Source organism: Micromonospora sp. RTP1Z1 (genome assembly GCF_033804685.1).
Lineage (GTDB): Bacteria > Actinomycetota > Actinomycetes > Mycobacteriales > Micromonosporaceae > Micromonospora.
Genome location: NZ_JAPFQV010000032.1, coordinates 47,221 through 69,888, shown reverse-complemented (window position 1 = coordinate 69,888; position 22,668 = coordinate 47,221). Strand labels below are relative to the sequence as shown.

The following is a 22,668-nucleotide window of genomic DNA, read 5'->3' as shown; positions in this document are numbered from 1 at the left end:
ACTCACTACCGCGATCAGCGCCGAGTACGGCACGGTGGTGGTCGAAGACCTGAATGTCGCCGGGATGCTCCGCAATCGGCGCCTGGCAAGGAAGATCGCCGACGCCGGATTCGGAGAGATCCGGCGACAACTGACCTACAAGACCGGCTGGAACGGTGGACAGGTCCATGTCGCCGATCGCTGGTTCCCTTCCTCGAAGACCTGCTGCGGGTGCGGCGCGGTGAAAGCCAAACTGCCGCTGCACGCGCGCACTTTCTGCTGCGATGTATGCGGCCTGGTGATGGACCGGGACGCTAACGCCGCCTGCAACCTCGCCGCCCTTGCGGCGGCCAGCACCACCGGTACCGGAGTGGCCGGAGACCGGGGCGCGAAAGCGCCGAAGCCTCGTGGAGCCGACCAGAAGACCCGCGTCACCCTCCCCAGCCGAATCGCCGGGGCGGGGCGGGCAGGTGGCGCAACCCTGCCACGACAGCGGCAGGCGGAAGCGAGAGACCGTCATCAGGACACCACGACCCTCACGTTGCGGTGACACCGTTACGGACCTTCCATGCGGAAACGCACGGATTGCTGAGACCTGACGATGGGATCAGCAACGGTTGGCTCGACGTGGTCCTGCTCGTCCCGGTGCTCACCGTGATGGCGGCCGTCGGCGGCCGGAGTCAGCTGTTGCGGCGCGGGTACGAGGTGAGCGACGACACCGACCCGCGGATCTTCCTGCGTTTCCTGCAGAAGCCGCTGCTGGAGGAGCGGGACGACGAACTCCTCGCCGAGCTGGCCCGGATCCATGACGCCCGCCACGACGAGGCGATCCGGGTCGCGGTGGTCTACGGGGCGGCTCACCTGCCCACGGTGGTCCAGACCCTGCGCGAGAGGTACGGCTACCGCGCCGTCCGGGGCGGGGAGTGGCTCACGGTGATCGACCTCTGACCCGGGCTTCGACGCCCGCCATGGGGTGGCGAGTTTCAGCAGCCCGGACGCGACGGCCACCAACGTGGGCGGCTTCCGGCTACCAGGGCTTGGTCACGACGTCGCCGAGCTCGCCGACGGCGATCCGGTCCTCGGTGGCCAGGACGGTGATCATCCGCTCCGCCTCGGCGAGGGTGACGTGGCGGCCGGTCACGGTGGCCGTCTGCGGGTGTGGTGTCTCCAGCCAGAGCCGGTCCGCCTCCCAGCACATCTGCACCACCCCGCCGGAGCGGCCGACGCAGGCGAGGAAGTCGCGGGTGTGCGGCTGCAGCTGGTGCGCGATCGCGGCGGCCTCCGCCGCCTCCAGCGCCACGAGGTTGCCGTGGCCAACGGAGTGCTCGTAGGTGGCCTCGATGAAGTCGGCGGGTGCCGGAGTCGTGGCCGGCGGCCGGCCCAGGAGGGCCATGCCGTCGTACCGGCCGACGGTGGCCGTGGGGCGGCCGGGGTCGTCGTACTCGCCGGTCAGCGCGTCGCCCTCGCGCCGGACGGTGACGGTCACCGAGTCGGTCGAGAGGCGCACCCGGGCGTCGGCGGGCATCCACGGCAGATGCAGGGTGGCCAGCCGGACAGCGGACTGCGCACCGTCCCGGGGCGCGTACGGCCCGGACCAGGAGACCAGCCGCTCGACGTCGACGGTCGTGTCGTCGCCCACGGTGGGCGGCAGTGCGGCCAGCCGGCCGACCCGGCGGCGCCCCCAGACCATCGGCACCTGGATCCTGGTGCGGGTGTCGCCGTCCCAGTGCACGGTCAGCCCGGCGTCGCGCAGCGCCCCCACCACCTCCTCGCCGACCTCCGCCGACGGTCGTCCGTCGAACGGCCCGTACGCGAGGAACACGGGCGAGCCGTCGACGGCGTGCTCCGCGTCCTGCTGGTGGTAGAACGTGTAGCCCCGGGGCGCCTCGCAGTGCGCCGCCTCGGCCCCGATCTCGGCGGCGCCGCAGTTCTGGCAGCAGGCGAAGTTCTCCCGGGCGACGATCCGGCTGGCGGACAGGGCCCGGAAGGCGGCGGTGAGCCGGTCGCTGTCGGTGACCTCCGGCCAGTCCCGCTGCGCGGCCAGGTGGGCGGTCAGCTCCTCGACCACCACCGGCCAGGTCACCTCCTCGATCCGCTCCGGTGCGGCCTCCCCGTGGAGGTATTCCACCGTCTCGGTGACGATGGCCGCCGCCGGCAGCTCGGCGAGGGCGACCTGACGCTGGACGAACGCGCGGATCTCGTCGTCGAGTTCCTGTTCATCGGGTTCCACGGCGGCGAACCCTAGCAGCGGGGGCCGACAGCCACCCCGGCACGTCCGCCGCCGGCGGCGTCACCGGGCGAGGAAGTGCCAGCCGAGCCAGAGCCAGACGCCGAGCACTACCGCCCGGCCGGCGGTGCTCCGGAGCGCCGCCGTGAGCGCCTCACCCAGCGGGACGAGCCCGGCCCGTCCCGCGCCGCGCCGGGCGGCCACGTCCGTCCACAGCGTGGCCAGGATGATCGCGGCGAAGCCGGCGACGATCACGGCGCGGCCGTTCATCGGGTCACCAGCCACCCGCCGGTGCCGAGCCAGAGCAGGTAGCCGGCGACCCGCCCCGGGTAGGTGGCGAGCAGCGGATCGGCGAGGATGCTGAACGTCGGGTGCGCCTCGTCGTTGCCGGCCAGGAAAGCGCCCAGCTCCCACAGGCAGAAGAGCACCCCGAGCCCGAGCCAGGTGGCGGCGGTCCGCCGGCCCACGGCCCGCTGCCGGGTCGGTGTCCGCCGGAGGCCGACCCCGAGCAGCGCGCAGCCGGGCAGCAGGACGGCGACGGCGGCGGGACCGGTGAGCTGTCGGGCGCTCGCCGCCACCAGGACGTATCCCACGAGGGCGGGCCAGAGCAGCCGGCCCCGCCGGAGGGGCGCCGGCAGGTCGACCGGTCGGGTCGTCGGCTCCACCCCTCCAGTATGGATCGCCCGCGTCCGGAACCGGTCAGCCGAGCGGGCCGACCTCGCGTTCGATCGCGGCGCGCAGCTCCGGCCCGGCCAGCACCGCCCGTGCCGCCTCCATCACCGGGGCGAGGAAGACGTCCGGGCCGGGCTCGCCGGCGCTTCCGCGCAGCGCCGCCACCGCGGCCCGGCCGGCCGGCGACGGCTGGAGCGGGGCGCGGAGTTGGAGCCCGCGTACGCCCGCCAGCAGCTCCACCGCGAGCAGGCTGGTCAGGTTGTCCAGCACGGTGCGCAGCTTCTTGGCCGCCGCCCAGCCCATCGACACGTGGTCCTCCTGCATGCCGCTGGTGGGCAGCGAGTCCACCGAGGCGGGGGCGGCCAGCCGGCGGTTCTCCGCGACGATCCCGGCGGCGGTGTACTGGGCGATCATCAGGCCGGAGTTGACGCCGGCGTCGGGGGAGAGGAACGCCGGCAGTTCCCGGTTGCGGGTGACGTCGAGCAGCCGGTCGACCCGGCGCTCGGCGATCGCCCCCACCTCGGCGGCGGCGATCGCCAGGTAGTCGGCGGCGAAGCCGAGCGGCGCGCCGTGGAAGTTGCCGGTCGACTCGACGCGCCCGTCCGGCAGCACCACCGGGTTGTCCACCACTGACCGAAGTTCCCGCCCGGCGACCGTCTCGACGAAGTCGAGGGTGTCCCGGGCCGCGCCGGCAACCTGCGGGGCGCAACGCATCGAGTACGCGTCCTGCACGGCGTGCGCCAGGTCGTCGCGGTGCGAGTCCATCACCCGGGAGTCCTGGAGCAGGCGGTGGATGTTCGCCGCCGACGTGGCCTGGCCGGGGTGCGGCCGGATGGCGTGCAGCTCGGGCAGGAAGGGCCGCTCCGAGCCGAGCATCGCCTCGATGGCGAGGGCGGCGGTGACGTCGGCCATGGCGAACAGGTGCCGGGCGTCGTGGATGGCCAGCAGGAGCATGCCGAGCATGCCGTCGGTGCCGTTGATCAGCGCCAGCCCCTCCTTGGCGGCCAGCTCGATCGGGGTGAGCCCGACCCGGCGCAGCGTCTCGGCGGCGTCGAGCCGCTCGCCGGCCGGCCCGAGGACCCAGCCCTCACCGAGCAGCACCAGCGCGCAGTGGGCGAGGGGGGCCAGGTCGCCGGAGGCGCCCAGCGAACCGTGCTCCGGCACCCATGGGGTGATCTCGTGGTTGAGCAGGTCGACCAGGGCCTCCGCGACCAGCGGGCGGACCCCGGAGCGGCCCAGCGCCAGCGAACGGACCCGGAGCAGCATCATCGCCCGGACCACCTCGCGGGGCATCGGCGCGCCCACCCCGGCGGCGTGCGAACGGATCAGGGCGTGCTGGAGTTCGGCCCGCCGCTCGGGCGCGATGAAGGTGTTGGCGAGCGCCCCGAAGCCGGTCGAGACGCCGTAGACGGGCCGGCCGGCCGCCTCGATGCCGTCCACGATCGCGCGGCTGGTCGCCATCGCGTCCACGGTGGACGGGTCGAGGGCGACCTTGGCGGTGCCGCGGGCGACGGCAAGGACGTCGGCGGGGGAGATTCCGGTGGGCTGGATGGTCACGGTCGACATCGCGGGACTCCGTTGTGCAGAACCTGGCGGATCAGTGGCACACCGGGCCGGTAGGCCAGGTGGAGGTGGGACGGGGCGTCGAGGATCATCAGGTCGGCCCGGACGCCGGGGCGCAGCACGCCGACGTCGTCGCGGCGCAGCGCCGCCGCCCCGCCGGCGGTCGCGGCCCAGACCGCCTCCGCCGGGGTCATCCGCATCTCGCGGACGGCGAGCGCGATGCAGAACGGCATCGACGAGGTGTACGACGACCCGGGGTTGCAGTCGGTGGCCAGCGCCACGGTCACGCCTGCGTCGAGCAGCCGGCGGGCGTCCGGGTACGGCGACCGGGTGGAGAACTCCGCCCCGGGCAGCAGCGTGGCGACGGTCGGCGAGCCGGCCAGCGCGCCGATGTCGGCGTCGCTGAGGTGGGTGCAGTGGTCGACGCTGGCCGCGCCCAGCTCCACCCCGAGCCGCACGCCCGGTCCGGGGCCGAGCTGGTTGGCGTGCATCCGGACGCCCAGCCCGACCGCCTGGCCGCAGGCGAGGATCGCCCGGGCGTGGTCCACGTCGAAGGCGCCCCGCTCGCAGAAGACGTCGATCCAGCGCGCGTACGGGGCGGCGGCGGCGAGCATTGGCCCGCAGACCATCCCCACGTAGTCGTCGGGGCGGTCGGCGTACTCGGCGGGGACGACGTGCGCGCCGAGGAAGGTGGTCTCCTCGGTCACCTCGGCGGCGATCCGCAGCGAGCGGGCCTCGTCGGCGACGGTGAGACCGTACCCGCTCTTGATCTCGATGGTGGTGGTGCCCTGCCGCAGCGCCTCGGCGTGCAGCCGGCGGACGGTGGCCCGCAGCTCGTCGTCGGAGGCCGCCCGGGTCGCGCCGACGGTGGTGCGGATGCCGCCCCCGGTGTACGGCTGCCCGGCCATCCGGGCGGCGAACTCGGCGGCCCGGTCCCCGGCGAAGACCAGGTGGGCGTGGCTGTCCACGAAGCCGGGCAGCACGGCCGCCCCCGCGGCGTCGATCCGCCGGTCGGCGGGCGGGGCGTCCCGGGTCGGGCCGATCCAGGCCACCCGGCCCTCCTCGACCAGCAGGGCGACGTTGCGGCGGATGCCCAGCGGGCCGGCCTCGCCGTCGCCGGACACGTTGGTGACCAGCTCCCCGATGTCGTCGACCAGCAGGCTCCTCATGTGGTGACCTCCCCGATGGCGGTGCGCAGCTCCGCCGGCACGTCCACCGTCAGGTGCCGGCCGTCGGCGACCACCACGCGCCCGTCCACCACGACGTGGCTGACGTCGGCCGCGGCGGCCGCGAAGAACGCCCCGACCGGCGGCACCCCGGCCGTGCGGGCGGTGTCCAGCCGTACGGTGACCAGGTCGGCGCGGTCGCCGACGGCGAGCCGGCCGGCGTCCGCCCAGCCCAGCGCGGCGTGTCCGGCGACGGTGGCGGCGGTCAGCAGCTCGACGGCGGTGAAGTGGCCGCGTCGCCGGGTCCGCAGCCGCTCGTCCAGTTCCACCGCGCGTGCCTCCTCGAAGAGGTCGACCACCGCGTGGCTGTCGCTGCCCAGGCTGAGCGGGCTGCCCGCCTCGGCCATCCGCCGCACCGGCCCGATCCCGTCGGCCAGGTCCCGTTCGGTGGTGGGGCAGAGGCAGACGCCGGTCCGGCTCTCGCCGAGCAGGGCGAGGTCGGCGCTGGTGGGGTGGGTGGCGTGCACGGCGGTGGTCGCCGGGCCGAGTACGCCGTGGTCGGCGAGCAGCCGGGTCGGGGTGCAGCCGTGCACCGCGCGGCAGGCGTCGTTCTCGGCGGGCTGCTCGGAGAGGTGGACGTGCAGCGGCGCACCGCGCCGGTCCGCCCAGCCGGCGACGGTGGCGAGCTGCTCCGCCGGCACGGCGCGGACCGAGTGGACGGCCGCGCCGACCCGGGCGTGGCCGTTCTCTGGCGTGAACGCGGTGACCCGCTCGGCCCAGCGCAGCGCGTCCCCGTCGCCGAACCGCCGCTGTGGGCCGGTCAGCGGCGCGCCGTCCACCGTGGCGGTCAGGTAGCAGGTGTCCAGCAGGGTGAGCCGGATGCCGGCGTGCGCCGCCGCCTCGACCAGCGCGGCGGACATCGCGTTCGGGTCGGCGTACGGCGTGCCGTCGGGGCCGTGGTGCAGGTAGTGGAACTCGCCGACGCAGGTGATCCCGGCGAGCGCCATCTCGGCGTACGTGGCCCGGGCCAGGGCCAGGTAGGAGTCCGGGTCGAGGCGGGCGGCCACGTCGTACATCCGGTCCCGCCAGGTCCAGAAGTCGCCCCGGCCGGCGTGGGTCCGCCCGCGCAGCGCCCGGTGGAAGGCGTGCGAGTGCGCGTTGGCCAGCCCGGGCAGGGTGAGTCCGGGCAGTCGGACCGCGTCGCGGAGCACCTCGACCCCGGCGGTTGGGGCGCCGCCGCCGACCAGCGGCGTCACGTCGGTGATCCGGCCGTCCTGCGCCTCGATCAGCACGTCGGCGGTGGGTTCGGCGTGGTCGGGCAGCCAGGCGTACTCGGCGAGCCAGCGGGTCAGCGGCATGCCAGTTCCTCCAGCACCCGGGCCAGGGCGGTGACCCCGGCCGCGCAGTCGGCGTCGGTGGCCGACTCGGCCGGGGAGTGCGACACCCCCGTCGGGTTGCGCACGAAGAGCATCGCGGTGGGCAGGTGCGCGGCGAGCACCCCCGCGTCGTGCCCGGCCCCGGTCGGCAGCACCGGCGCGTCGAGCAGCGTGGCCAGCCGCTTCGCCAGCCCGCCGTCGAACGCCACCAGCGGCGTCGCCGACTCCTCGGTCAGGGTCAGCTCGGTGCCGTCCCGCCGCGCCCGCTCGGCGGCCTTGGCACGCACCGCCTCGACCAGGCCGTGCAGCGTCGCCGGTTCGGCCGCCCGGGCGTCCAGCCAGCCGGTCACCCGCGAGGGGATGGCGTTGGTGGCGTTCGGCTCCACCGCCACCCGGGCCACGGTGGCGTGCGCGTCGCGCAGCCGGGCCTCCTTGTTCGCCGCGAGCACCGTGAAGGCGTACGTGAGCATCGGGTCGCGGCGGTCCGCCATCCGGGTCGTACCGGCGTGGTTGCCCTCGCCGTGGAAGTCGAAGCGCCAGCGGCCGTGCGGCCAGATCGCGCTGGCGACCGCGACCGGCGCATCCAGCTCGACCAGCGCGCGGCCCTGTTCGACGTGCAGCTCCACGAAGGCCGCGAAGCGGCCGAGCAGCGCCGGATCGGCGCCCGCCGGCCGGCCGCCCAGCGCCTCGGCAAAGCTCACCCCCGCCGCGTCGCGCAGCCCGGCCGCGCGCTCCACCGCGATCTCCCCGGTGAGCAGCCGCGACCCCAGACAGGGTACGCCGAACCGCGCCCCCTCCTCCTCCACGAACGCGCCCACCACCACCGGCCGGACCGGGTTGACCCCGGCGGCCCGCAGCTCGTCCACGGCGAGGAACGCGCTGACGATGCCGAGCGGCCCGTCGTACGTCCCGCCGTGCGGCACCGAGTCGAAGTGGCTGCCGGTGAGCACGGCGTCGCCGGCGGCCGGGTCGCCCCACCACGCGAACAGGTTGCCGTTGCCGTCCTCCCGCACCCGCATGACCCGTCGGTCGGCCTGCTCCCGGAACCAGGCGCGCAGCCACAGCTCCGGCTCGGTCAGCGCGTACCGCAGGTAGCCGCCGCTGCCCGTGTCCCGCCCGACCGGGGCGAGCTCGTCCCACAGCGCCCGGAACCGGCCGGCCAGGTCGGTCACGCCGGACCCTCCGCCATCGGCACCCGGACACCGGTCTGCTCCGCGACCTCGCGGGCGGTGTCGTAGCCGGCGTCCACATGCCGGATCACGCCCATCGCCGGGTCGTTGGTGAGCACCCGCTCGATCTTCTGGCCCGCGAGTGCGGTGCCGTCGGCGACGCAGACCTGGCCGGCGTGGATCGACCGGCCGATCCCCACCCCGCCGCCGTGGTGGATCGACACCCAGGACGCCCCGCTGGCGGTGTTGACCAGCGCGTTGAGCAGCGGCCAGTCGGCGATCGCGTCGGAGCCGTCGGCCATCGCCTCGGTCTCCCGGTACGGGCTGGCCACGCTGCCGCAGTCCAGGTGGTCCCGGCCGATCACCACCGGCGCGGACAGCTCGCCGGAGGCGACCATCTCGTTGAACCGCACCCCGGCCTTGTCCCGCTCGCCGTAGCCCAGCCAGCAGATCCGCGCCGGCAGGCCCTGGAAGGCGACCCGCTCGCCGGCCAGCCGGATCCACCGGGCCAGGGACTCGTTCTCGGGGAAGAGGTCGAGGATGGCCCGGTCGGTGGCGGCGATGTCGGCCGGGTCGCCGGAGAGCGCCGCCCACCGGAACGGGCCCCTGCCCTCGCAGAACAGCGGCCGGATGTACGCCGGCACGAAGCCGGGGAAGTCGAAGGCCCGCTCGTACCCGCCGAGCTTCGCCTCGCCGCGGATCGAGTTGCCGTAGTCGAAGACCTCCGCGCCCGCGTCGAGGAAGCCGACCATCGCCTCGACGTGCTTCGCCATCGACGCCCGCGCCCGGTCGGTGAACTCGACCGGCTTCGCCGCCGCGTAGTCCCGGGCGTCGGCCGGCTCCACCCCCTCCGGCACGTACGACAGCGGGTCGTGGGCGCTGGTCTGGTCGGTGACGATGTCGATCTCGACGCCCCGGCGCAGCAGCTCCGGGAAGACCGTCGCCGCGTTGCCGACCACGCCGACGCTGAGCGCCCGCCGCTCCCGCTTCGCGGCCAGCACCCGCGCCACCGCGTCGTCGAGCGAGTCGGCCACCTCGTCCAGGTAGCGGTCGTGCACCCGACGGTCCAGGCGGCTGCGGTCCACGTCCACGATCAGGCACACGCCGCCGTTCATGGTGACCGAGAGGGGCTGCGCCCCGCCCATCCCGCCGCAGCCGGCGGTGAGCGTCAGCGTCCCGGCCAGGGTGCCGCTGAACCGCTTCGCGGCCACCGCGGCGAAGGTCTCGTAGGTGCCCTGGAGGATGCCCTGGGTCCCGATGTAGATCCACGAGCCGGCGGTCATCTGCCCGTACATGGTCAGGCCGAGCTGTTCCAGGCGGCGGAACTCCGGCCAGGTGGCCCAGTCACCGACCAGGTTCGAGTTGGCCAGCAGCACCCGGGGCGCCCACTCGTGGGTCCGCATGACCCCGACCGGGCGGCCGGACTGCACCAGCATCGTCTCGTCGTCGCGCAGGTCGGTCAGCGTCCGCACCAGGGCGTGGTACGACGGCCAGTCCCGCGCGGCCTTCCCGGTGCCGCCGTAGACGACCAGGTCGTCCGGGCGCTCGGCCACCTCCGGGTCGAGGTTGTTCATCAGCATCCGCAGCGCGGCCTCCTGCGGCCACCCCTTCGCGGTGCGTGCGGTGCCGCGGGCGGCGCGGACGGGCTGGTACATGTCGTACTCCTCTCAGCCGAGGAACAACTGGCGGCGGGCGGCGGACGACTCGAACGCCTCGAGCCGGGCCTGGGTGTCGGCCGGAGCGGCGTCGCAGATCGCCTGGAGCACCACCATGGCCAGGGTCATCGGTGCGGTGTGCAGGTCGAAGACGAGGTCGGTGCCGACGGCGGCGGGGAGCACCACCTCGGCGTGCTCGGTAGCGGGGCTGACCGGCGAGTCGGTGATCGCCACCACGGTCAGCCCGGCGGCCCGGGCCTCGCGCAGCGCGTCCAGGGTCTCCCGGGGGTAGCGGGGCAGCACCAGGGCGAGCAGCGCGGTCGCGCCGGCCGCCGCGGCCTGTTCGAGGCGGTCGGTGAGCAGGCTGCCGCCGTCGTCGAGCACCCGGACATCCGGGTGCACCTTCGCGGCGAAGTACGCGAAGTACGCGGCCAGCGGGGCCGCCGCGCGCAGCCCGAGCACCGGCAGCGGACGGCTGGCAGCCAGCAGCCGCCCCACCTCGGCGATCCGGTCGTGGTCGGCGAGCTGCCCGGCCAGCCGGTCGAGGTTGCCCATCTCGGCGCGGACCGCCCGCTGCAGCGCGTTACCGACGTCGACCGGATCGGCCGCCCCGGTGGCGGTCAGCTCGCGCAGCCTGCGGCGCAGCGCCGGGTAGCCGTCGTGGCCGAGCGCCATCGCGAACCGGGTCACCGACGGCTGGCTGACCCCGGCCAGCTCGGCCACCTCCGCCGCCGACAGGTACGCCGCCGCCCCGGCGTGCTGCACCAGGCAGTGCGCGATCCGGCGCTGGGTCGGGGTGAGCCGGACCCCGTGGAAGAGGTCGAGCACCCGGTCGGTCGGCGCCGCGACGACACCGCTTTGATTCATGGCGCGACTCTATGCATGGGAAATTTCAAAGACAAGCCGTCCCCGGGTCAGGTTGCCCGGTCGCCGGACCCGGCCGGCTGATCTGATGAATGGAAACTTTCATCGTCAGTGGCCCCGCGGAACTGGTAGAACGCTCCCGTGGACGCAACGAAGTTCCGGCGGGCCATCGCCCGCACCCCGTTGGCCCCGGTCGCCGCCTTCCCCAAGCGGCTGGCCCGGGTCGCCCGGCACGACGCCAAGGTGCTGCGCACCTCCGCCCGCTGGCTGGTCACCTCGCGTGAGCATCACAACTACACGTACGAGCTGACGAAGCTGAGCTGGCACCACCTCGCCTGGTTCGTCAGCGTGGTCTGCGACGTGCCGGTCAAGCAGGTCCGGGCCTACCTGAACGAGATCGAGACCGACGAGGAGCTGCGCGGGCACATCGAGCGGGCCACCGCCGCCGCCGCCCGGCGCGGCCTGGCCGACAAGCGCGTCCGGTACGCGCGCCGGATCGGCTGGTACGCCATCGTCCGCGCCCGCAAGCCCGCCCACGTGGTGGAGACCGGCGTCGACAAGGGCCTCGGCAGCTGCGTCCTCGCCGCCGCGCTGCTGCGCAACGCCGCCGAGGGACACCCGGGCCGGCTCACCTCGCTGGACATCAACCCGGAGGCCGGCTACCTGGCCCGCGCCAAGCCCTGGGCCGACGTGGTCGACCTGGTGATCGGCGACTCGGTCGCCTCCATCTCCGCGCTGGACCGCCCGGTCGACCTGTTCCTGCACGACAGCGACCACAGCCGGGTGCACGAGAAGCGCGAGTTCGAGGCGGTGGAGGCGAAGCTCGCCCCCGGGGCGATGCTGCTCACCGACAACGTCACCGTCACCAACGTCCTCGCCGAGCACGCCGAACGGACCGGGCGGCGCTTCCTCGCCTACCGGGAGACGCCGGCCCGGCACTGGTACCCGGGCGACGGGATCGGAGTGGCCTGGTGAGGCTGGCCGCCGTCCACACGTACCCGGTCAAGGGCTGCCACCGGCTCGACCACGACGGCGCCCGGGTCGAGCCGTGGGGCCTGGCCGGCGACCGGCGTTGGATGGTCGTCGACGCACACGGCGTCGGCGTCACCCAGCGGGAGACCAGCGCCCTGGTCGGGCTCCGCGCCCAGGTGCGGGACGGCGGCCTGATGCTGCGTGCCGCCGGCCGTCCGGACCTGGCGGTGCTCGAGCCGACGGACGCGCAACCGGTTCCGGTACGCACCTTCCGCAGTCGGCTGCTGCCGGTCCCCGCCCTGCCTGCGGGCCCGCCCGCCGACGACTGGATCACCGCCCTACTCGGCCGCCCGGTGCGCCTGGTCTGGCTCGGCCGGCCGACCCGACACATCGCGGCCGGCGACCGCGAACACGACACCGGCGACCAGGTCAGCTTCGCCGACGCCTACCCGCTGCTGCTGACCGGCGCGGCCTCGCTCGACGCGCTCAACGGCTGGCTGGCCGAAGCCGGCGAGCCGCCGGTGCCGATGGCCCGGTTCCGCCCCAACCTGGTCGTCGAGGGCGCCCCGGCCTGGGCGGAGGACGGGTGGGCCGGCCGCCGGCTCCGCGTCGGCTCCGCCGTCTTCAGCGCCGCCGGCCCCTGCGATCGCTGCCTGGTCACCACCACGGACCAGGAGACCGGGGTACGCGGCAAGGAGCCGCTGCGCACCCTCGCCCGGCACCGCAACATCGGCCAGAAGCTCCTCTTCGGGCTGCACCTGGTTTCCGACGGGCCGGGCGAGATCAACGTCGGTGACCCGGTCACCCTGGTCGACTGACCGGGTCACCGTCGACCCGGTTCCAGTGCCTCGCCGAATGCCCGGCCGACGTGCCGGTCAGCCTGTCGACCGCCCCGGCCGCCGGCACCGAGGTCGTCGACGCGGCGGTCACACCCCCGGCGCCCGACCTGGTCCGCGCCGGCTGCGTGCTTGACCTGGTGCTGGTGCTGGTGCACGGCGCCGTTGCCTGGCCGAGGACTGGAGGCGGTGGGGTGTCCTGGTCGGGCGCTACGAAGCTGATGACGTGAACGAATCACCGCGGACGCAGGGCGGCGAGCTTCCGCCCGCCGTGGCGATTCACTCACGACATCAGCTTCGTAGGACCGCTGCGGTGCCTCCATGAGTGCCCGCGGACGCGGCGTCGCGTCGGGCGACCGGGCGTCAACGCATTGGATCCGGTACCGGCGGGTGGCCCACCGGGGCGGATCGGTCGGGACCCGATGATCGGTGCCGGGCCGGCGGGCCCGGGGTCAGGCCGCCGGGCGGTCCAGGTCGAGCCACATGAGGACCTCGTCCCGGTCGTCGCCGGGAGCGAGCCGCAGCGCGCCGGGCAGTCGGCCTACCTCCCGGTAGCCGAGGCGGTCGTAGAACGACTCGAGGCCGAGCCCGCCCCGGACGGTCACGTGCAGCGCCGCCAGGCCCCGCTCGCGACCGAGCCGCTCGGCCTCGCGCATCAGCGCGACGCCGTACCCGCGGCCCTGGGTGCCGGGGTGGACCATCACCCGCTTGAGCACCCGGTAGTGGGTCTTCAGGTGGAACCGGTTGTCGGCGATGATCAGAATGCCGGCCGGCCGGCCACCCTCGTAGCCGACCAGCAGCCGGTCCGGACCATCGGCGATGTCGGCGAAGGTGGCCGCGGCCATCGGCCAGACCTCGGCCGCGGTCACCGGGGCGACGAAGCCCACCGCGCCGCCGGCATTGGTGACGTCCACCCAGAGGTCGACGAGCTGTTCGCGCAGCGCGGGGGTGAGGTCAGGGTCGAGGACGAAACGCAGGCTCACGCCCGCCATCCTGACTGAGCCGAGCCGGCACCGGCCTGCGATCGTGACGCGGCCGACAGGAGCGCGGTAGGGCGGAAGACTCTCCCCTCGAACCCCGGTTCCCGGGGCCCGAGGGGAGGGTGCTTGCGGTGCGGGAGAGGGGACTCGAACCCCCACGTCCTCACGGACACAGGAACCTAAATCCTGCGTGTCTGGCCAATTCCACCACTCCCGCTCGCCTTCGAGAGTCTAACTGGATCGTCGCACGGCCCTGGTGATGAGCCCCGTCTCAGTCGAGTCCGAGGTCCCGGCGGAGCTTGGCGACGTGCCCGGTGGCCTTGACGTTGTAGAACGCCCGCTCGATCTTTCCGTGCTCATCGACCACGAAGGTCGAGCGGATCACTCCGGTGACCGTCTTGCCGTACATCTGCTTCTCGCCGTACGCGCCGTACGCGTTCAGCACCGCCTTGTCGGTGTCGGCGACCAGCGGGAAGGTGATGCCGTCCCGGTCGCGGAACTTGGCCAGCTTCTCCGGCTTGTCGGGGGAGATGCCGATCACCTCGTAGCCGGCGGCCTGGAGGGAGGCGAGCGAGTCGCGGAAGTCGCAGGCCTGCTTGGTGCAGCCGGGGGTCATGGCGGCCGGGTAGGCGTACAGGATGACCTTGCGGCCACGCAGGTCGGCCAGGGAGAGGGTCTCGCCGGTGTCGGTCGGGAGGGTGAACTCGGGCGCGGGGTCGCCGGGGTTGAGGCGGTCGGTCATGGCGCAGACGATACCGCCGCCGCGCGGGACGACGTCGGTGGCGACGCGCCGCCCCTCGTGATCAACACCATGCCTTGTTGCAAAGGATTGGCAACAACGACCGGGCGCAAATAAGCTGACCCGGTCGGTGTGCGCCCGCCCGCCGCGCCCCCGGGAGGTCGAGTGGAAAGCCTGGCGATGCACATCTCGAACGGGATCATCAACGGTCCCGTCGCCGCGGTCTTCGCCGCTTTCGCGCTCGCCGTGCTCACCCTCTGCGTGCTGCGCGGCCGCCGCGACCTGGACGACCGGCTGGCCCCGATGGCGGGCCTGGTGGCCGCGTTCATCTTCGCCGTGCAGATGCTCAACTTCCCGATCCTCACCGCCGGGGTGAGCGGTCACCTGCTCGGGGGCGCGCTCGCCGCGTTGCTGGTCGGCCCGTGGGTCGGCGCGCTCTGCGTGGCCGTGGTCCTCGTCGTGCAGGCGCTGGTCTTCGGCGACGGCGGGGTGGCCATGCTCGGCCTCAACATCACCAACATGGCGATCATCGGCACCGCGGCGGCGTACCTGCTGATCGCGCTGCTGCTGCGGGTGCTGCCGCGCACCCCGGCCGGCCTCGCCGTCACGGCGTTCACCTCCGCGCTGGTCAGCGTCGTGATCGCCAGCCAGGGCTTCATTCTCGAGTACTGGCTGGGCGGCACCACCGACCTCGGCGGCAACCTGACCGGCCTGGCCGGCACGATGGCCGGCTTCCACGTGCTGATCGGCGTCGGTGAGGGCCTGATCACCGCCACCACCGTGGCCACCGTCGCCAAGGTCCGCCCCGACCTGGTGTACGCGCTGCGCGCCCTGAAGCCGGCCGCACCGGCTCCCGTCGTCCCGGTCGCCCGGGGTGCCCGATGAGGAGGCGCAACTGGGGCTTCGTCCTCGGCGGCCTGCTGGTCGCCCTGCTGCTCGCCGGCGTGGTCAGCAACTACGCCTCCCCGCACCCGGACGGGCTCGACTCGTCCCTGCTCAAGGGCTGCACGGTGAACGCCGCTGGCGAGATCACCGGCGGCAGCTGCCCGGGGCAGCAGGCGAAGAACCACGAGCTGTCCGACAGCCCGCTGGCCGGCTACGGCATCCGGGGCGTGGACAACCGCTTCCTCTCCACCGGCCTCTCCGGAGTCCTGGGCGTGCTGCTCACCTTCGCCCTCGGCGGCGGCCTCTTCCGGCTGGCCCGCCGCCACGGCCCCGCCGGTCCCGCCGCACCCGCCGGGTCGGGCGGCGGGCCAGCCGGGGAAGCCGGCGACACCGACCCGGCCGACGCTGGCCGGCGCGCGGCGCACGCCGGCTGAGGGGGTACGTCGACATGGGCGCCGGACACGCGCACGTGCTCTACCGCGAGTCCACCTCCGCGGTGCACCGACTCCCGCCCGAGGCGAAGATCGCCGCGATGGTGCTGTTCACCGTCGCCGTGGTCGCCACCCCGCGCGCGGCGTACTGGGCCTTCGGCGGGTACGCGCTGCTGGTCGCCGCCGTGGCGGCGCTGGCCCGGGTGGGTCCCCGCTGGCTGCTCGGCCGGGCGCTGATCGAGCTGCCGTTCGTGCTGTTCGCGTTCGCGCTGCCGTTCTTTGGGGCGGGGGAGCGGGTCGAGGTGGCCGGGCTGAGCCTCTCCGTGGACGGGCTGCTGGGCGGCTGGAACATCCTGGCCAAGGGGACGCTCGGCGTACTGGCGTCGCTCCTGCTCGCCGCGACCACGACGACGCGTGACCTGATCGTCGGCCTGGACCGGCTGCGGTGCCCGCAGATCCTCACCCAGATCGCCACCTTCATGCTGCGCTACCTGGACGTGCTGGTCGGCGAGGCCCGCCGGATGAAGGTGGCCCGCATCTCCCGGGGTGACGACCCGCGCTTCCTCTGGCAGCTGCGCGGCTTCGCGGCCGGCGTCGGCGCCCTCTTCCTGCGCGCCTTCGAGCGCGGCGAGCGGGTCTACCTGGCGATGCTCTCCCGGGGCTACTCGGGCCGGATGCCGGCGGTCTGGCAGGGGGCGGGCGCCGCCACCGTCGGCCAGTGGGCGGCCGCCGCGACGGTGCCGCTGGCGGCCGCCGCCATCGCCGCCGTCGCGGTCGTGCTGACATGATCGGGTACGTGCAGACGGCTCTCTCCCTTGACGTGCGTGGCGTCCGCTACGCGTACCCGGACGGTCACGTCGCGCTGCACGGGGTGGACCTGACCGTCCCGCGCGGCGAGCGGGTGGCCCTGCTCGGCCCGAACGGCGCCGGCAAGACCACCCTGGTGCTGCACCTCAACGGCATCCTGACCGCCACCGAGGGCACGGTCAGCGTCGGCGACCTGACGGTCAGCCGCGACCGGGCCACCCTGGCGGAGATCCGCCGTCGGGTGGGCATCGTCTTCCAGGACCCGGACGACCAGCTCTTCCTGCCGACCGTGGCCGAGGACGTCGCCTTCGGCCCGGCCAACCTGGGGTTGCGCGGGGCGGAGCTGGCGGCCCGGGTCGACGAGGCGCTCGCCGCGGTCGGGATGAGCGAGCACCGGGACCGGGCGCCGCACCACCTCTCGTTCGGTCAGCGGCGTCGGGTGGCGGTGGCCACCGTGCTCGCCATGCGCCCGGAGATCCTGGTGCTCGACGAGCCGTCGTCCAACCTCGACCCGGCCGCCCGGCGGGAGTTGGCGGCGATCCTGCGCGGCCTGCCGGTGACCCTGCTGATGGTCACCCACGACCTGCCGTACGCGGCGGAGCTCTGTGACCGTTCGGTGATCCTCGACGCCGGCCGCATCGTCGCCGACGCCCCCACCACCACCCTCCTCTCCGACGCCCTCCTCCTGTCCCGCCACCGCCTGGAACTCCCCCACGGCTTCACCCCCCACCCCTCCTGACCCGCCCCCGGCAGCTCACCGCCCCCAAGATCCGCACAAATTCACGGAAAGAGTGGCCTTCACGACGCGGGAGGCCACTCTTTCCGTGAAAGTGCGGGAATCTTGGCGCGCCCCGCGCCCCGCGCCCCGCGCCCCGCGCCCCGCGGCGGGAGGGTCAGCGGGGGCGGGTCAGCGGGGGGTTGGGGGTGGGCTGCGGCGGGCGGGTGGTGGTTGCCGCGCGGGAGGCGGCGTGCAGGCGGAGGATGCCGGCGCCTAGCGCGCCGGTGCCGGTGGCGAGGATGAGCACCACGAGCACCCGGGCCGCGGTGGGCGGCCACACCATCGGAACGACCGAGCGGGAGAGCATGGCGACGTTGGCGAAGCCGGCGAAGATCGCCAGGGACGCCCCGGCGAGGGCGAGCGCGAAGTCGGCGGCCTCCCGGCGGGCCAGCGCGTAGCCGCCGGCGGCGATGGCACCGAGCCCGGTGAGCAGCATCCAGACCTGCCCGTTGATCAGCCCGAGCAGCACCCCGCCGAGCCCGTCGGCGCCGGCGTCCAGTTCCCGGCCGATGGTGAACGCCACCGTGGCCAGCCCGCCGAGGGCGAGCAGGGCACCCACCCCGCGCAGCGTCCGTACCCCGGTGGCGGTGCCGGCCGGCGCGAGCCCGGCCGCCGCGATGGCGAGGAAGGCGAGGGTGGCGGCGACCCACCAGGGGTACGCGTCGGGCGGCGGCACCCAGTCCAGGGTGCCGCGGACCTCGATGGTCTGGTCGCCGTCGCGCAGCGGCACCACCCAGTCCCGGACCCGCTGCGGGCGCCCCGGGTCGGCGCTGACCTGCGCGGGCGGCGACGAATCGAGCCAGAGTGCCCGCTGGTCGTGCCAGCGCGTCGACTGCCCCTTCGCGATCCGGGACCAGACCGGGGCGGCGGCCGGGTCGGCCTCGGGCGAGAGGGTGGTGTCACCGGCGATGGTCTGGTTGAGGTACGTGGCCGGGGAGCGGCTGTTCTCGTACACCCCGCCCGGGCCCACCCGCAGGTACGGCTCGCCGGAGTAGCCGAGCACCTCGACGTCCCGCCCGGTGCGGTTGATCAGTTCCAGCCGGGCGCCCGCCTCGACGACCCGGACGGTGAGCCCCGACCGCGCGGGGGCGAGCGCGGTGACCTCGGCCCGGTAGTCCGTGCCGTCGGGGGCGTCCGCGCCGTGCGCGGCGGCCGGCGCGGCCAGGGCGACGAGGGCGGCGAGCGCGGCCATGACGACCACCGCCGCCCGCCGCAGCGGTACGAGGATCACTTGCCGGCCGCCGCCACCGCCGCCTTGATCCCCTCCGGGGTGCGGTCCTCGACGTCCTTGCCGTTGACCTTGATGGTCGGAGTGCTGTTCACGCCCGACTTGCTGGCGTCGTCCGTGACGTGCTCGGTCCACGCCTTGAACGTGCCGTTCTTGACGCAGGAGCCGAAGTCGTCGCGGTTCAGGCCGACGCCCGCCCCGATGTCGATCAACTGGTCGTTGCTGAGCCCGGCGCTGCCCTCCGCTGGCTGCTGGGCGAAGAGCGCGTCGGTGAACTCCTTGAACTTCCCGCCCTTCGCTGCGCAGCCGGAGGCGGCCGAGGCGCGGGTGGAGTACTCCGTGGTGGAGAAGCGGTTCAGGAAGGCCACCGGGTGGAAGACCACCCGCACCTTGTCCTCCCTGATCAACTGGTCGATGGTCGCACCGTTGACCTGCTGGAACTGCTTGCAGACCGGGCAGAGGTAGTCCTCGTACAGGTCGATGGTGACGGGACCGGCGCCGGCGACGATGCCGGTGCCGCCGGCGTTGGCGCCGGATGGGGCGGTGAAGGTCTTCGACTTCTGGCTGGAGTAGACGGACCAGCCGATCAACCCGGCGATCACCAGCACCACCACGGCGCCGACCGAGGTCCAGATGGTGCGCGTGCGCCGCTTCTCCCTGGCGAGCTGCGCGCGGACCACCTCGGCGGCGTTCTTCCGCCCCTTGCGACTACTCATCCTCGCCCTCCACGGGTGCATCGCCCGCCAGCCAGCCGTCCACCGAGAACGGGGTGCGGGGCCAGATCAGCAGGAATCCGGCCAGTGCCAGGAATCCCAGGTCCCGGAGGATCTCCGGGAGGTAGCTCGGGGCCCGCCCGGCGGCGAGCTGGCCGCCGCTGCCGAAGCACCCGCAGTCGATGGACAGGCCGCGGCTCCAGGCCGAGGCGATGCCGGTGATGAAGATCACCAGCAGTGCCGCCGAGACCCCGGCGGCCAGTCGGGTGGCCAGCCCGATCAGCAGCAGTGCGCCGAGCGCCAGCTCCACGAAGGGCAGCGCGGCGCCGACCACGGTCGCGATGTCGTACGGCATGACCTGGTAGGCGTTGACGGCCCGGCCGGAGGCGGCCAGGTCGCCGACCTTCGCGCCGCCGGCGATCAACCAGACGGCGGCCAGCCCGAGTCGGGCGGCGGTGCCGAGCCAGGGCCGGACGGCGGGCCAGCGGGCGGCCCGGGTGCTCGGTGCGGTCACGGTCATTTGTCGTCCCGGATCCGAGGAAAGTTCCGCGTCAGCCGGCGAGCGCATCGCCGACGGCCTCGACCAGGTCACAGCGGGCCCGGGCGACGCGGGAGCGGATGGTGCCCACCGGCACCCCCTCCACGGCGGCGGCCTCGGCGTACGACAGGCCGAGCAGTTGGGTGAGCACGAACGCGGCGCGCCGGTCGGCGGGGAGCCGGCGGACCAGATCGGTGGCGCCGAGGTGCCCGGCGGGGTCGGGGTGCGGGTGGTCGGTCCAGGCGTGCGCGGCGAGCCGTTCGTCGAGCCGGCGGCGGCGCACCACGGTACGCAGGTGGTCGGCGCAGGCCCGGCGGGCGATGCCCAGCAGCCAGGTACGGACGCTGGAGCGGCCCTCGAACCTGGGCAGCGCGCGGAACGCCCGCAGGTACGTCTCCTGGGTGAGGTCGTCGGCGCTGTCCGGGTCGACCAGCGCGGCGGCGAACCGCCACACCTCGGCCTGGGTGGCCCGGACGAAGGCGGCCTGCGCGACCGGGTCGCCGTCCCGGGCGGTCAGCGCCCACTGCGTCGCCACGTCCCGCGCGGCCTCGCGGCCCGCCTGGTGGCGGCCGGCGGTGGTGTCGCGCGGGGCGGGGATCACGACTGACGAGGTTACGCGGCGTACCGGGGTGGGGCAGGGCCCTTCGGCCCTTTCTATGGTCCGGCCCACGTCGGGAACTTTTCCGTCCCCACCCCCGACTACCTGCTCATGAACTGCGACGACGTACGCGTGGCGCTGTCGGCGCGGCTGGACGGCGAGGACCCGCAGGCGCCGGCGGCGGCGCTGGAGGCGCACGCCGAGGCCTGCCCCGGGTGCCGCTCCTGGCTGGCGCGGGCCGAGCGGGTGACCCGGTTCACCCGGCTGCAGGCGGTCGACGTACCCGATCTGACCGCCCCCGTGCTGGCCGCGGTCGGGGCGGACCGGGCCGGGGCGCGGGACGGCGCCGCCGCCACCGTGCGGGCCCGGCGCCAGGTGCTGCGGGTGGCCGTGGCGGTGGCCGCGGTGGCGCAGCTCGCCATCGCGCTGCCGATCCTGCTCGCCGGCTTCGGGGTGGAGGCCGACCCGCACACCAGCCGGGAGATGGCGTCCTTCGACGCGGCCCTCGCGGTCGGGTTCGCGCTGGCCGCCTGGCGGCCGGAGCGGGCCCGGGCGTTTCTGCCGGTGGCGCTGGTGCTGGCGGTCTGCCTGGCCGGCACCAGCGCGGTGGACATCGCCCGGTCGAGCACCGGCCTGGTGCACGAGCTGGGCCACCTGGCCGCCGTGGTGCAGGCGGGCCTGCTCTGGGCGTTGGGTCGGGTCAGCGGGGAGCCGTCGCGCCGGCTGCCCACCGCGTTCGCGCAGGGGCGCGGGTGAGGCCGGGTCGCCGAGTGCGGGTCCGGTCGGCGAGCATGATGGTCATGACTGCTGCCGTACGCCGGCCCGTGGCCGTCGCCGACCGTCGATGGGCCGCCCGGGTGGGCGCCGCCGCCGGTCTGCTGGTCGCCCTCGTCGCCCTGCTGCTCGCCCCGGCCACCCCGGCGAGCGCCCACGCCGTGCTGGTCAGCAGCAGCCCGGCGGCCTCGGCGGTGGTGCCGAACGCCCCCGCCGAGGTGGTGCTGACCTTCAGCGAGGGGGTCCGCAAGGTCCCCGGCAAGATCCGGGTGATCGCACCGGACGGCTCCCGGGCCGACCGGGGTGAACCGTCCTTCTCCGGCGCGGTGGTGACCGTCCCGGTCGACCCCTCCGGCGCCCGCGGCACCTACCTGATCAGCTACCGGGTGATCTCCGCCGACAGCCACCCGGTCTCCGGCGCGTTCACCTATTCGGTGGGCGCGCCGTCGCCGCCGCCCGCCGACACCGGTACGGACAACCGCGCCGACCCGGTGGTGGAGACCGCGGTGAAGGTGGCGAAGTACCTCGGCTACGCCGGCCTGCTGTTGCTGGTCGGCCCGGCGCTGGTGCTGGCCGCACTCTGGCCGCGCCGGCTGCCCCGGCGGGGACCGGCCCGGCTGGCCTGGGCGGGGCTGGGCCTGCTGGTCCTGGCCACCCTCGCCGACCTGTGGTTGCAGGTGCCGTACACCGCCGGTGGCGGGCTGTTCGAGGTGACCGGTTCGGGGCTGGGCGACGTGCTGGGCAGCGCCTTCGGCACGGCCCACCTGGTCCGGCTGGGGCTGCTCGCCGCGGCGGCGTTCCTGCTCCGGCCGCTCTTCGCCGGGCCGATCGGCCGCACGGACGGCATCATCCTGGCCATCCTGGGCGGGGCGGCGCTGTTCACCTGGCCGCTCGCCGGCCACCCGGCCGCCTCTCCCGCGCCGGCCGTCTCCGTGGTCGTGGACGCGGTGCACCTGGGCAGCATGGCGGTCTGGCTGGGCGGCCTGGTGATGCTCGCGGTGTTCCTGCTGCCGCGGGCGGACGAACGCGAGCTGGCGGCGATCCTGCCGATCTGGTCACGCTGGGCGGCCCTCGCGGTGGCGGCGCTGCTGCTCGCCGGCACGGTGCAGGGGCTGATCGAGGTGGCCACCCCGAAGGCCCTGGTCGACACCACGTACGGGCGGCTGCTGCTCGCCAAGATCGTGCTGTTCGCGTTGGTGGTCGGGGTGGCCGCGTACTCCCGGGCGTTGGTACGGCGGCGGACCGCGGCGCAGCGTCCGGCGCGGGTGCGCCGGGCGATCTGGGTGGAGCTGGCGATCACCGCGGTGGTGCTTGGCGTCTCGGCGACCCTGGTGCAGACCACCCCGGCCCGGACCGCCGCCACCGACGTGGCCGGTACGACCACCGGCTACTTCTCCACCACCCTGGCCAGCCCGGTCGCCTCGGTTCAGGTGGAGCTGGACCCGGCCGAGCGGGGCAACAATTCCGTACACCTCTACGCGTACACGAAGGACAACCGGCCGCAGCCGGTGCAGGAGTGGAAGGCGACCGCGGCGTTGCCGTCGGCGGGGATCGAGCCGATCGAGATCCCGCTGCTGCCGCTGACCGACAACCACGCGACCGGGGAGATCAACCTCCCGGCCTCGGGGGAGTGGCAGCTGCGGTTCACCGTCCGCACGTCCGACATCGACCAGGCCACGGTGACCGCCACCGTGCCGATCAAGTAACGGAAGGTTCTC

At 74.4% G+C, this 22,668-nt stretch carries 26 protein-coding genes and 1 tRNA gene; 11 read left to right on the top strand and 16 right to left on the bottom strand.

The annotated features are described in order from the left end of the window. Together SLP03_RS17620 and SLP03_RS17615 are read left to right on the top strand one after the other, a co-directional pair. Window positions 1–529, top strand: a 529-nt coding sequence (locus SLP03_RS17620; protein WP_319461689.1) for an RNA-guided endonuclease TnpB family protein, incomplete at its 5' end; no start/stop codon positions are given. Window positions 530–564: 35 nt separating this feature from the next. Then, window positions 565–927 carry a hypothetical protein gene (locus tag SLP03_RS17615; protein ID WP_319461688.1) on the top strand — a complete coding sequence of 121 codons (363 nt, stop codon included), beginning with the start codon at window positions 565–567 and terminating at the stop codon, window positions 925–927. A gap of 79 nt (window positions 928–1,006) precedes the next feature. On the opposite strand, the gene SLP03_RS17610 is transcribed toward SLP03_RS17615, so the two are convergent. The 9 genes from SLP03_RS17610 to SLP03_RS17570 are packed head-to-tail and all read right to left on the bottom strand — an operon-like array spanning window position 1,007 to window position 10,674. Beyond that, on the bottom strand, window positions 1,007–2,209 hold the full coding sequence (locus SLP03_RS17610; protein WP_319461687.1) for a DUF6891 domain-containing protein: 1,203 nt from the start codon (window positions 2,207–2,209) through the stop codon (window positions 1,007–1,009). 60 nt (window positions 2,210–2,269) lie between these two features. Further along, window positions 2,270–2,476: a DUF6186 family protein gene (locus SLP03_RS17605; protein ID WP_319461686.1), complete on the bottom strand. Its 207-nt coding sequence runs from the start codon at window positions 2,474–2,476 to the stop codon at window positions 2,270–2,272. Then, on the bottom strand, window positions 2,473–2,871 hold the full coding sequence (locus SLP03_RS17600; RefSeq protein WP_319461685.1) for a hypothetical protein: 399 nt from the start codon (window positions 2,869–2,871) through the stop codon (window positions 2,473–2,475). Before SLP03_RS17600 ends, SLP03_RS17605 begins: the two co-directional genes overlap by 4 nt. Window positions 2,872–2,905: 34 nt before the next feature. Next, the gene (gene hutH / locus SLP03_RS17595; protein WP_319461684.1) at window positions 2,906–4,444 is read right to left on the bottom strand and encodes a histidine ammonia-lyase; all 1,539 of its coding nucleotides are present in this window, start codon (window positions 4,442–4,444) and stop codon (window positions 2,906–2,908) included. Next, window positions 4,432–5,610, bottom strand: coding sequence for an imidazolonepropionase (hutI, locus tag SLP03_RS17590; RefSeq protein ID WP_319461683.1), 1,179 nt, complete (start codon window positions 5,608–5,610; stop codon window positions 4,432–4,434). The genes hutH and hutI overlap by 13 nt, the downstream gene beginning before the upstream one ends. Next, window positions 5,607–6,959: a formimidoylglutamate deiminase gene (locus SLP03_RS17585; RefSeq protein ID WP_319461691.1), complete on the bottom strand. Its 1,353-nt coding sequence runs from the start codon at window positions 6,957–6,959 to the stop codon at window positions 5,607–5,609. The genes hutI and SLP03_RS17585 overlap by 4 nt, the downstream gene beginning before the upstream one ends. Further along, window positions 6,956–8,155 carry an allantoate amidohydrolase gene (locus SLP03_RS17580; protein WP_319461682.1) on the bottom strand — a complete coding sequence of 400 codons (1,200 nt, stop codon included), beginning with the start codon at window positions 8,153–8,155 and terminating at the stop codon, window positions 6,956–6,958. The genes SLP03_RS17585 and SLP03_RS17580 overlap by 4 nt, the downstream gene beginning before the upstream one ends. Next, window positions 8,152–9,807, bottom strand: a complete 1,656-nt coding sequence (gene hutU / locus SLP03_RS17575) for a urocanate hydratase (protein WP_319461681.1) — start codon at window positions 9,805–9,807, stop codon at window positions 8,152–8,154. The genes SLP03_RS17580 and hutU overlap by 4 nt, the downstream gene beginning before the upstream one ends. Window positions 9,808–9,819: 12 nt before the next feature. Continuing rightward, on the bottom strand, window positions 9,820–10,674 hold the full coding sequence (locus SLP03_RS17570; RefSeq protein WP_319461680.1) for a MurR/RpiR family transcriptional regulator: 855 nt from the start codon (window positions 10,672–10,674) through the stop codon (window positions 9,820–9,822). Between the two features lie 138 nt (window positions 10,675–10,812). Between SLP03_RS17570 and SLP03_RS17565 the strand changes: the two genes are divergently transcribed. From SLP03_RS17565 to SLP03_RS17555, 3 genes are read left to right on the top strand one after another with little or no spacing between them, the layout of a single operon-like run. Then, the gene (locus SLP03_RS17565; protein ID WP_319461679.1) at window positions 10,813–11,646 is read left to right on the top strand and encodes a class I SAM-dependent methyltransferase; all 834 of its coding nucleotides are present in this window, start codon (window positions 10,813–10,815) and stop codon (window positions 11,644–11,646) included. Continuing rightward, complete coding sequence (locus SLP03_RS17560) at window positions 11,643–12,461, top strand: MOSC domain-containing protein (protein ID WP_319461678.1); 819 nt, start codon at window positions 11,643–11,645, stop codon at window positions 12,459–12,461. Before SLP03_RS17565 ends, SLP03_RS17560 begins: the two co-directional genes overlap by 4 nt. A 50-nt stretch (window positions 12,462–12,511) precedes the next feature. Continuing rightward, a complete protein-coding gene (locus tag SLP03_RS17555; protein WP_319461677.1) occupies window positions 12,512–12,709 on the top strand; it encodes a hypothetical protein in 198 nt (65 codons plus the stop codon). A gap of 222 nt (window positions 12,710–12,931) precedes the next feature. On the opposite strand, the gene SLP03_RS17550 is transcribed toward SLP03_RS17555, so the two are convergent. From SLP03_RS17550 to bcp, 3 genes are all read right to left on the bottom strand, one after another. Beyond that, window positions 12,932–13,462 (bottom strand): GNAT family N-acetyltransferase, encoded by a 531-nt coding sequence (locus tag SLP03_RS17550; protein ID WP_319461676.1) that lies wholly within the window; start codon window positions 13,460–13,462, stop codon window positions 12,932–12,934. 129 nt (window positions 13,463–13,591) lie between these two features. Then, window positions 13,592–13,676, bottom strand: a tRNA-Leu gene (locus SLP03_RS17545). 54 nt (window positions 13,677–13,730) lie between these two features. Further along, a complete protein-coding gene (bcp, locus tag SLP03_RS17540) occupies window positions 13,731–14,201 on the bottom strand; it encodes a thioredoxin-dependent thiol peroxidase (RefSeq protein WP_319461675.1) in 471 nt (156 codons plus the stop codon). Window positions 14,202–14,363: 162 nt separating this feature from the next. Between bcp and SLP03_RS17535 the strand changes: the two genes are divergently transcribed. Genes SLP03_RS17535 through SLP03_RS17520 form a run of 4 tightly spaced genes read left to right on the top strand, consistent with a single transcriptional unit; the run spans window position 14,364 to window position 17,060 of the window. Continuing rightward, a complete protein-coding gene (locus tag SLP03_RS17535) occupies window positions 14,364–15,083 on the top strand; it encodes an energy-coupling factor ABC transporter permease (RefSeq protein WP_319461674.1) in 720 nt (239 codons plus the stop codon). After that, on the top strand, window positions 15,080–15,517 hold the full coding sequence (locus SLP03_RS17530) for a PDGLE domain-containing protein (protein WP_319461673.1): 438 nt from the start codon (window positions 15,080–15,082) through the stop codon (window positions 15,515–15,517). The genes SLP03_RS17535 and SLP03_RS17530 overlap by 4 nt, the downstream gene beginning before the upstream one ends. A gap of 14 nt (window positions 15,518–15,531) precedes the next feature. Further along, a complete protein-coding gene (gene cbiQ / locus SLP03_RS17525) occupies window positions 15,532–16,302 on the top strand; it encodes a cobalt ECF transporter T component CbiQ (RefSeq protein ID WP_319461672.1) in 771 nt (256 codons plus the stop codon). Beyond that, window positions 16,299–17,060 carry an ABC transporter ATP-binding protein gene (locus tag SLP03_RS17520; protein ID WP_319461671.1) on the top strand — a complete coding sequence of 254 codons (762 nt, stop codon included), beginning with the start codon at window positions 16,299–16,301 and terminating at the stop codon, window positions 17,058–17,060. Before cbiQ ends, SLP03_RS17520 begins: the two co-directional genes overlap by 4 nt. Before the next feature lie 154 nt (window positions 17,061–17,214). Here the strand turns inward: SLP03_RS17520 and SLP03_RS17515 are convergent, their stop codons facing one another. The 4 genes from SLP03_RS17515 to SLP03_RS17500 are packed head-to-tail and all read right to left on the bottom strand — an operon-like array spanning window position 17,215 to window position 20,179. Continuing rightward, window positions 17,215–18,330: a hypothetical protein gene (locus SLP03_RS17515; RefSeq protein ID WP_319461670.1), complete on the bottom strand. Its 1,116-nt coding sequence runs from the start codon at window positions 18,328–18,330 to the stop codon at window positions 17,215–17,217. Next, entirely contained in the window at window positions 18,327–19,043 is a 717-nt protein-coding gene (locus tag SLP03_RS17510) for a DsbA family protein (protein WP_319461669.1), read from the bottom strand. The genes SLP03_RS17515 and SLP03_RS17510 overlap by 4 nt, the downstream gene beginning before the upstream one ends. After that, window positions 19,036–19,560 carry a MauE/DoxX family redox-associated membrane protein gene (locus tag SLP03_RS17505; RefSeq protein WP_319461668.1) on the bottom strand — a complete coding sequence of 175 codons (525 nt, stop codon included), beginning with the start codon at window positions 19,558–19,560 and terminating at the stop codon, window positions 19,036–19,038. Before SLP03_RS17505 ends, SLP03_RS17510 begins: the two co-directional genes overlap by 8 nt. Window positions 19,561–19,591: 31 nt before the next feature. Then, the gene (locus tag SLP03_RS17500) at window positions 19,592–20,179 is read right to left on the bottom strand and encodes a sigma-70 family RNA polymerase sigma factor (RefSeq protein WP_319461667.1); all 588 of its coding nucleotides are present in this window, start codon (window positions 20,177–20,179) and stop codon (window positions 19,592–19,594) included. 108 nt (window positions 20,180–20,287) lie between these two features. Here SLP03_RS17500 and SLP03_RS17495 point away from each other — a divergent pair, with 108 nt between their 5' ends. Together SLP03_RS17495 and SLP03_RS17490 are read left to right on the top strand one after the other, a co-directional pair. Further along, window positions 20,288–20,932, top strand: a complete 645-nt coding sequence (locus SLP03_RS17495; RefSeq protein ID WP_319461666.1) for a zf-HC2 domain-containing protein — start codon at window positions 20,288–20,290, stop codon at window positions 20,930–20,932. A gap of 44 nt (window positions 20,933–20,976) precedes the next feature. Further along, on the top strand, window positions 20,977–22,656 hold the full coding sequence (locus tag SLP03_RS17490; protein WP_319461665.1) for a copper resistance CopC/CopD family protein: 1,680 nt from the start codon (window positions 20,977–20,979) through the stop codon (window positions 22,654–22,656). Window positions 22,657–22,668: the final 12 nt, after the last annotated feature.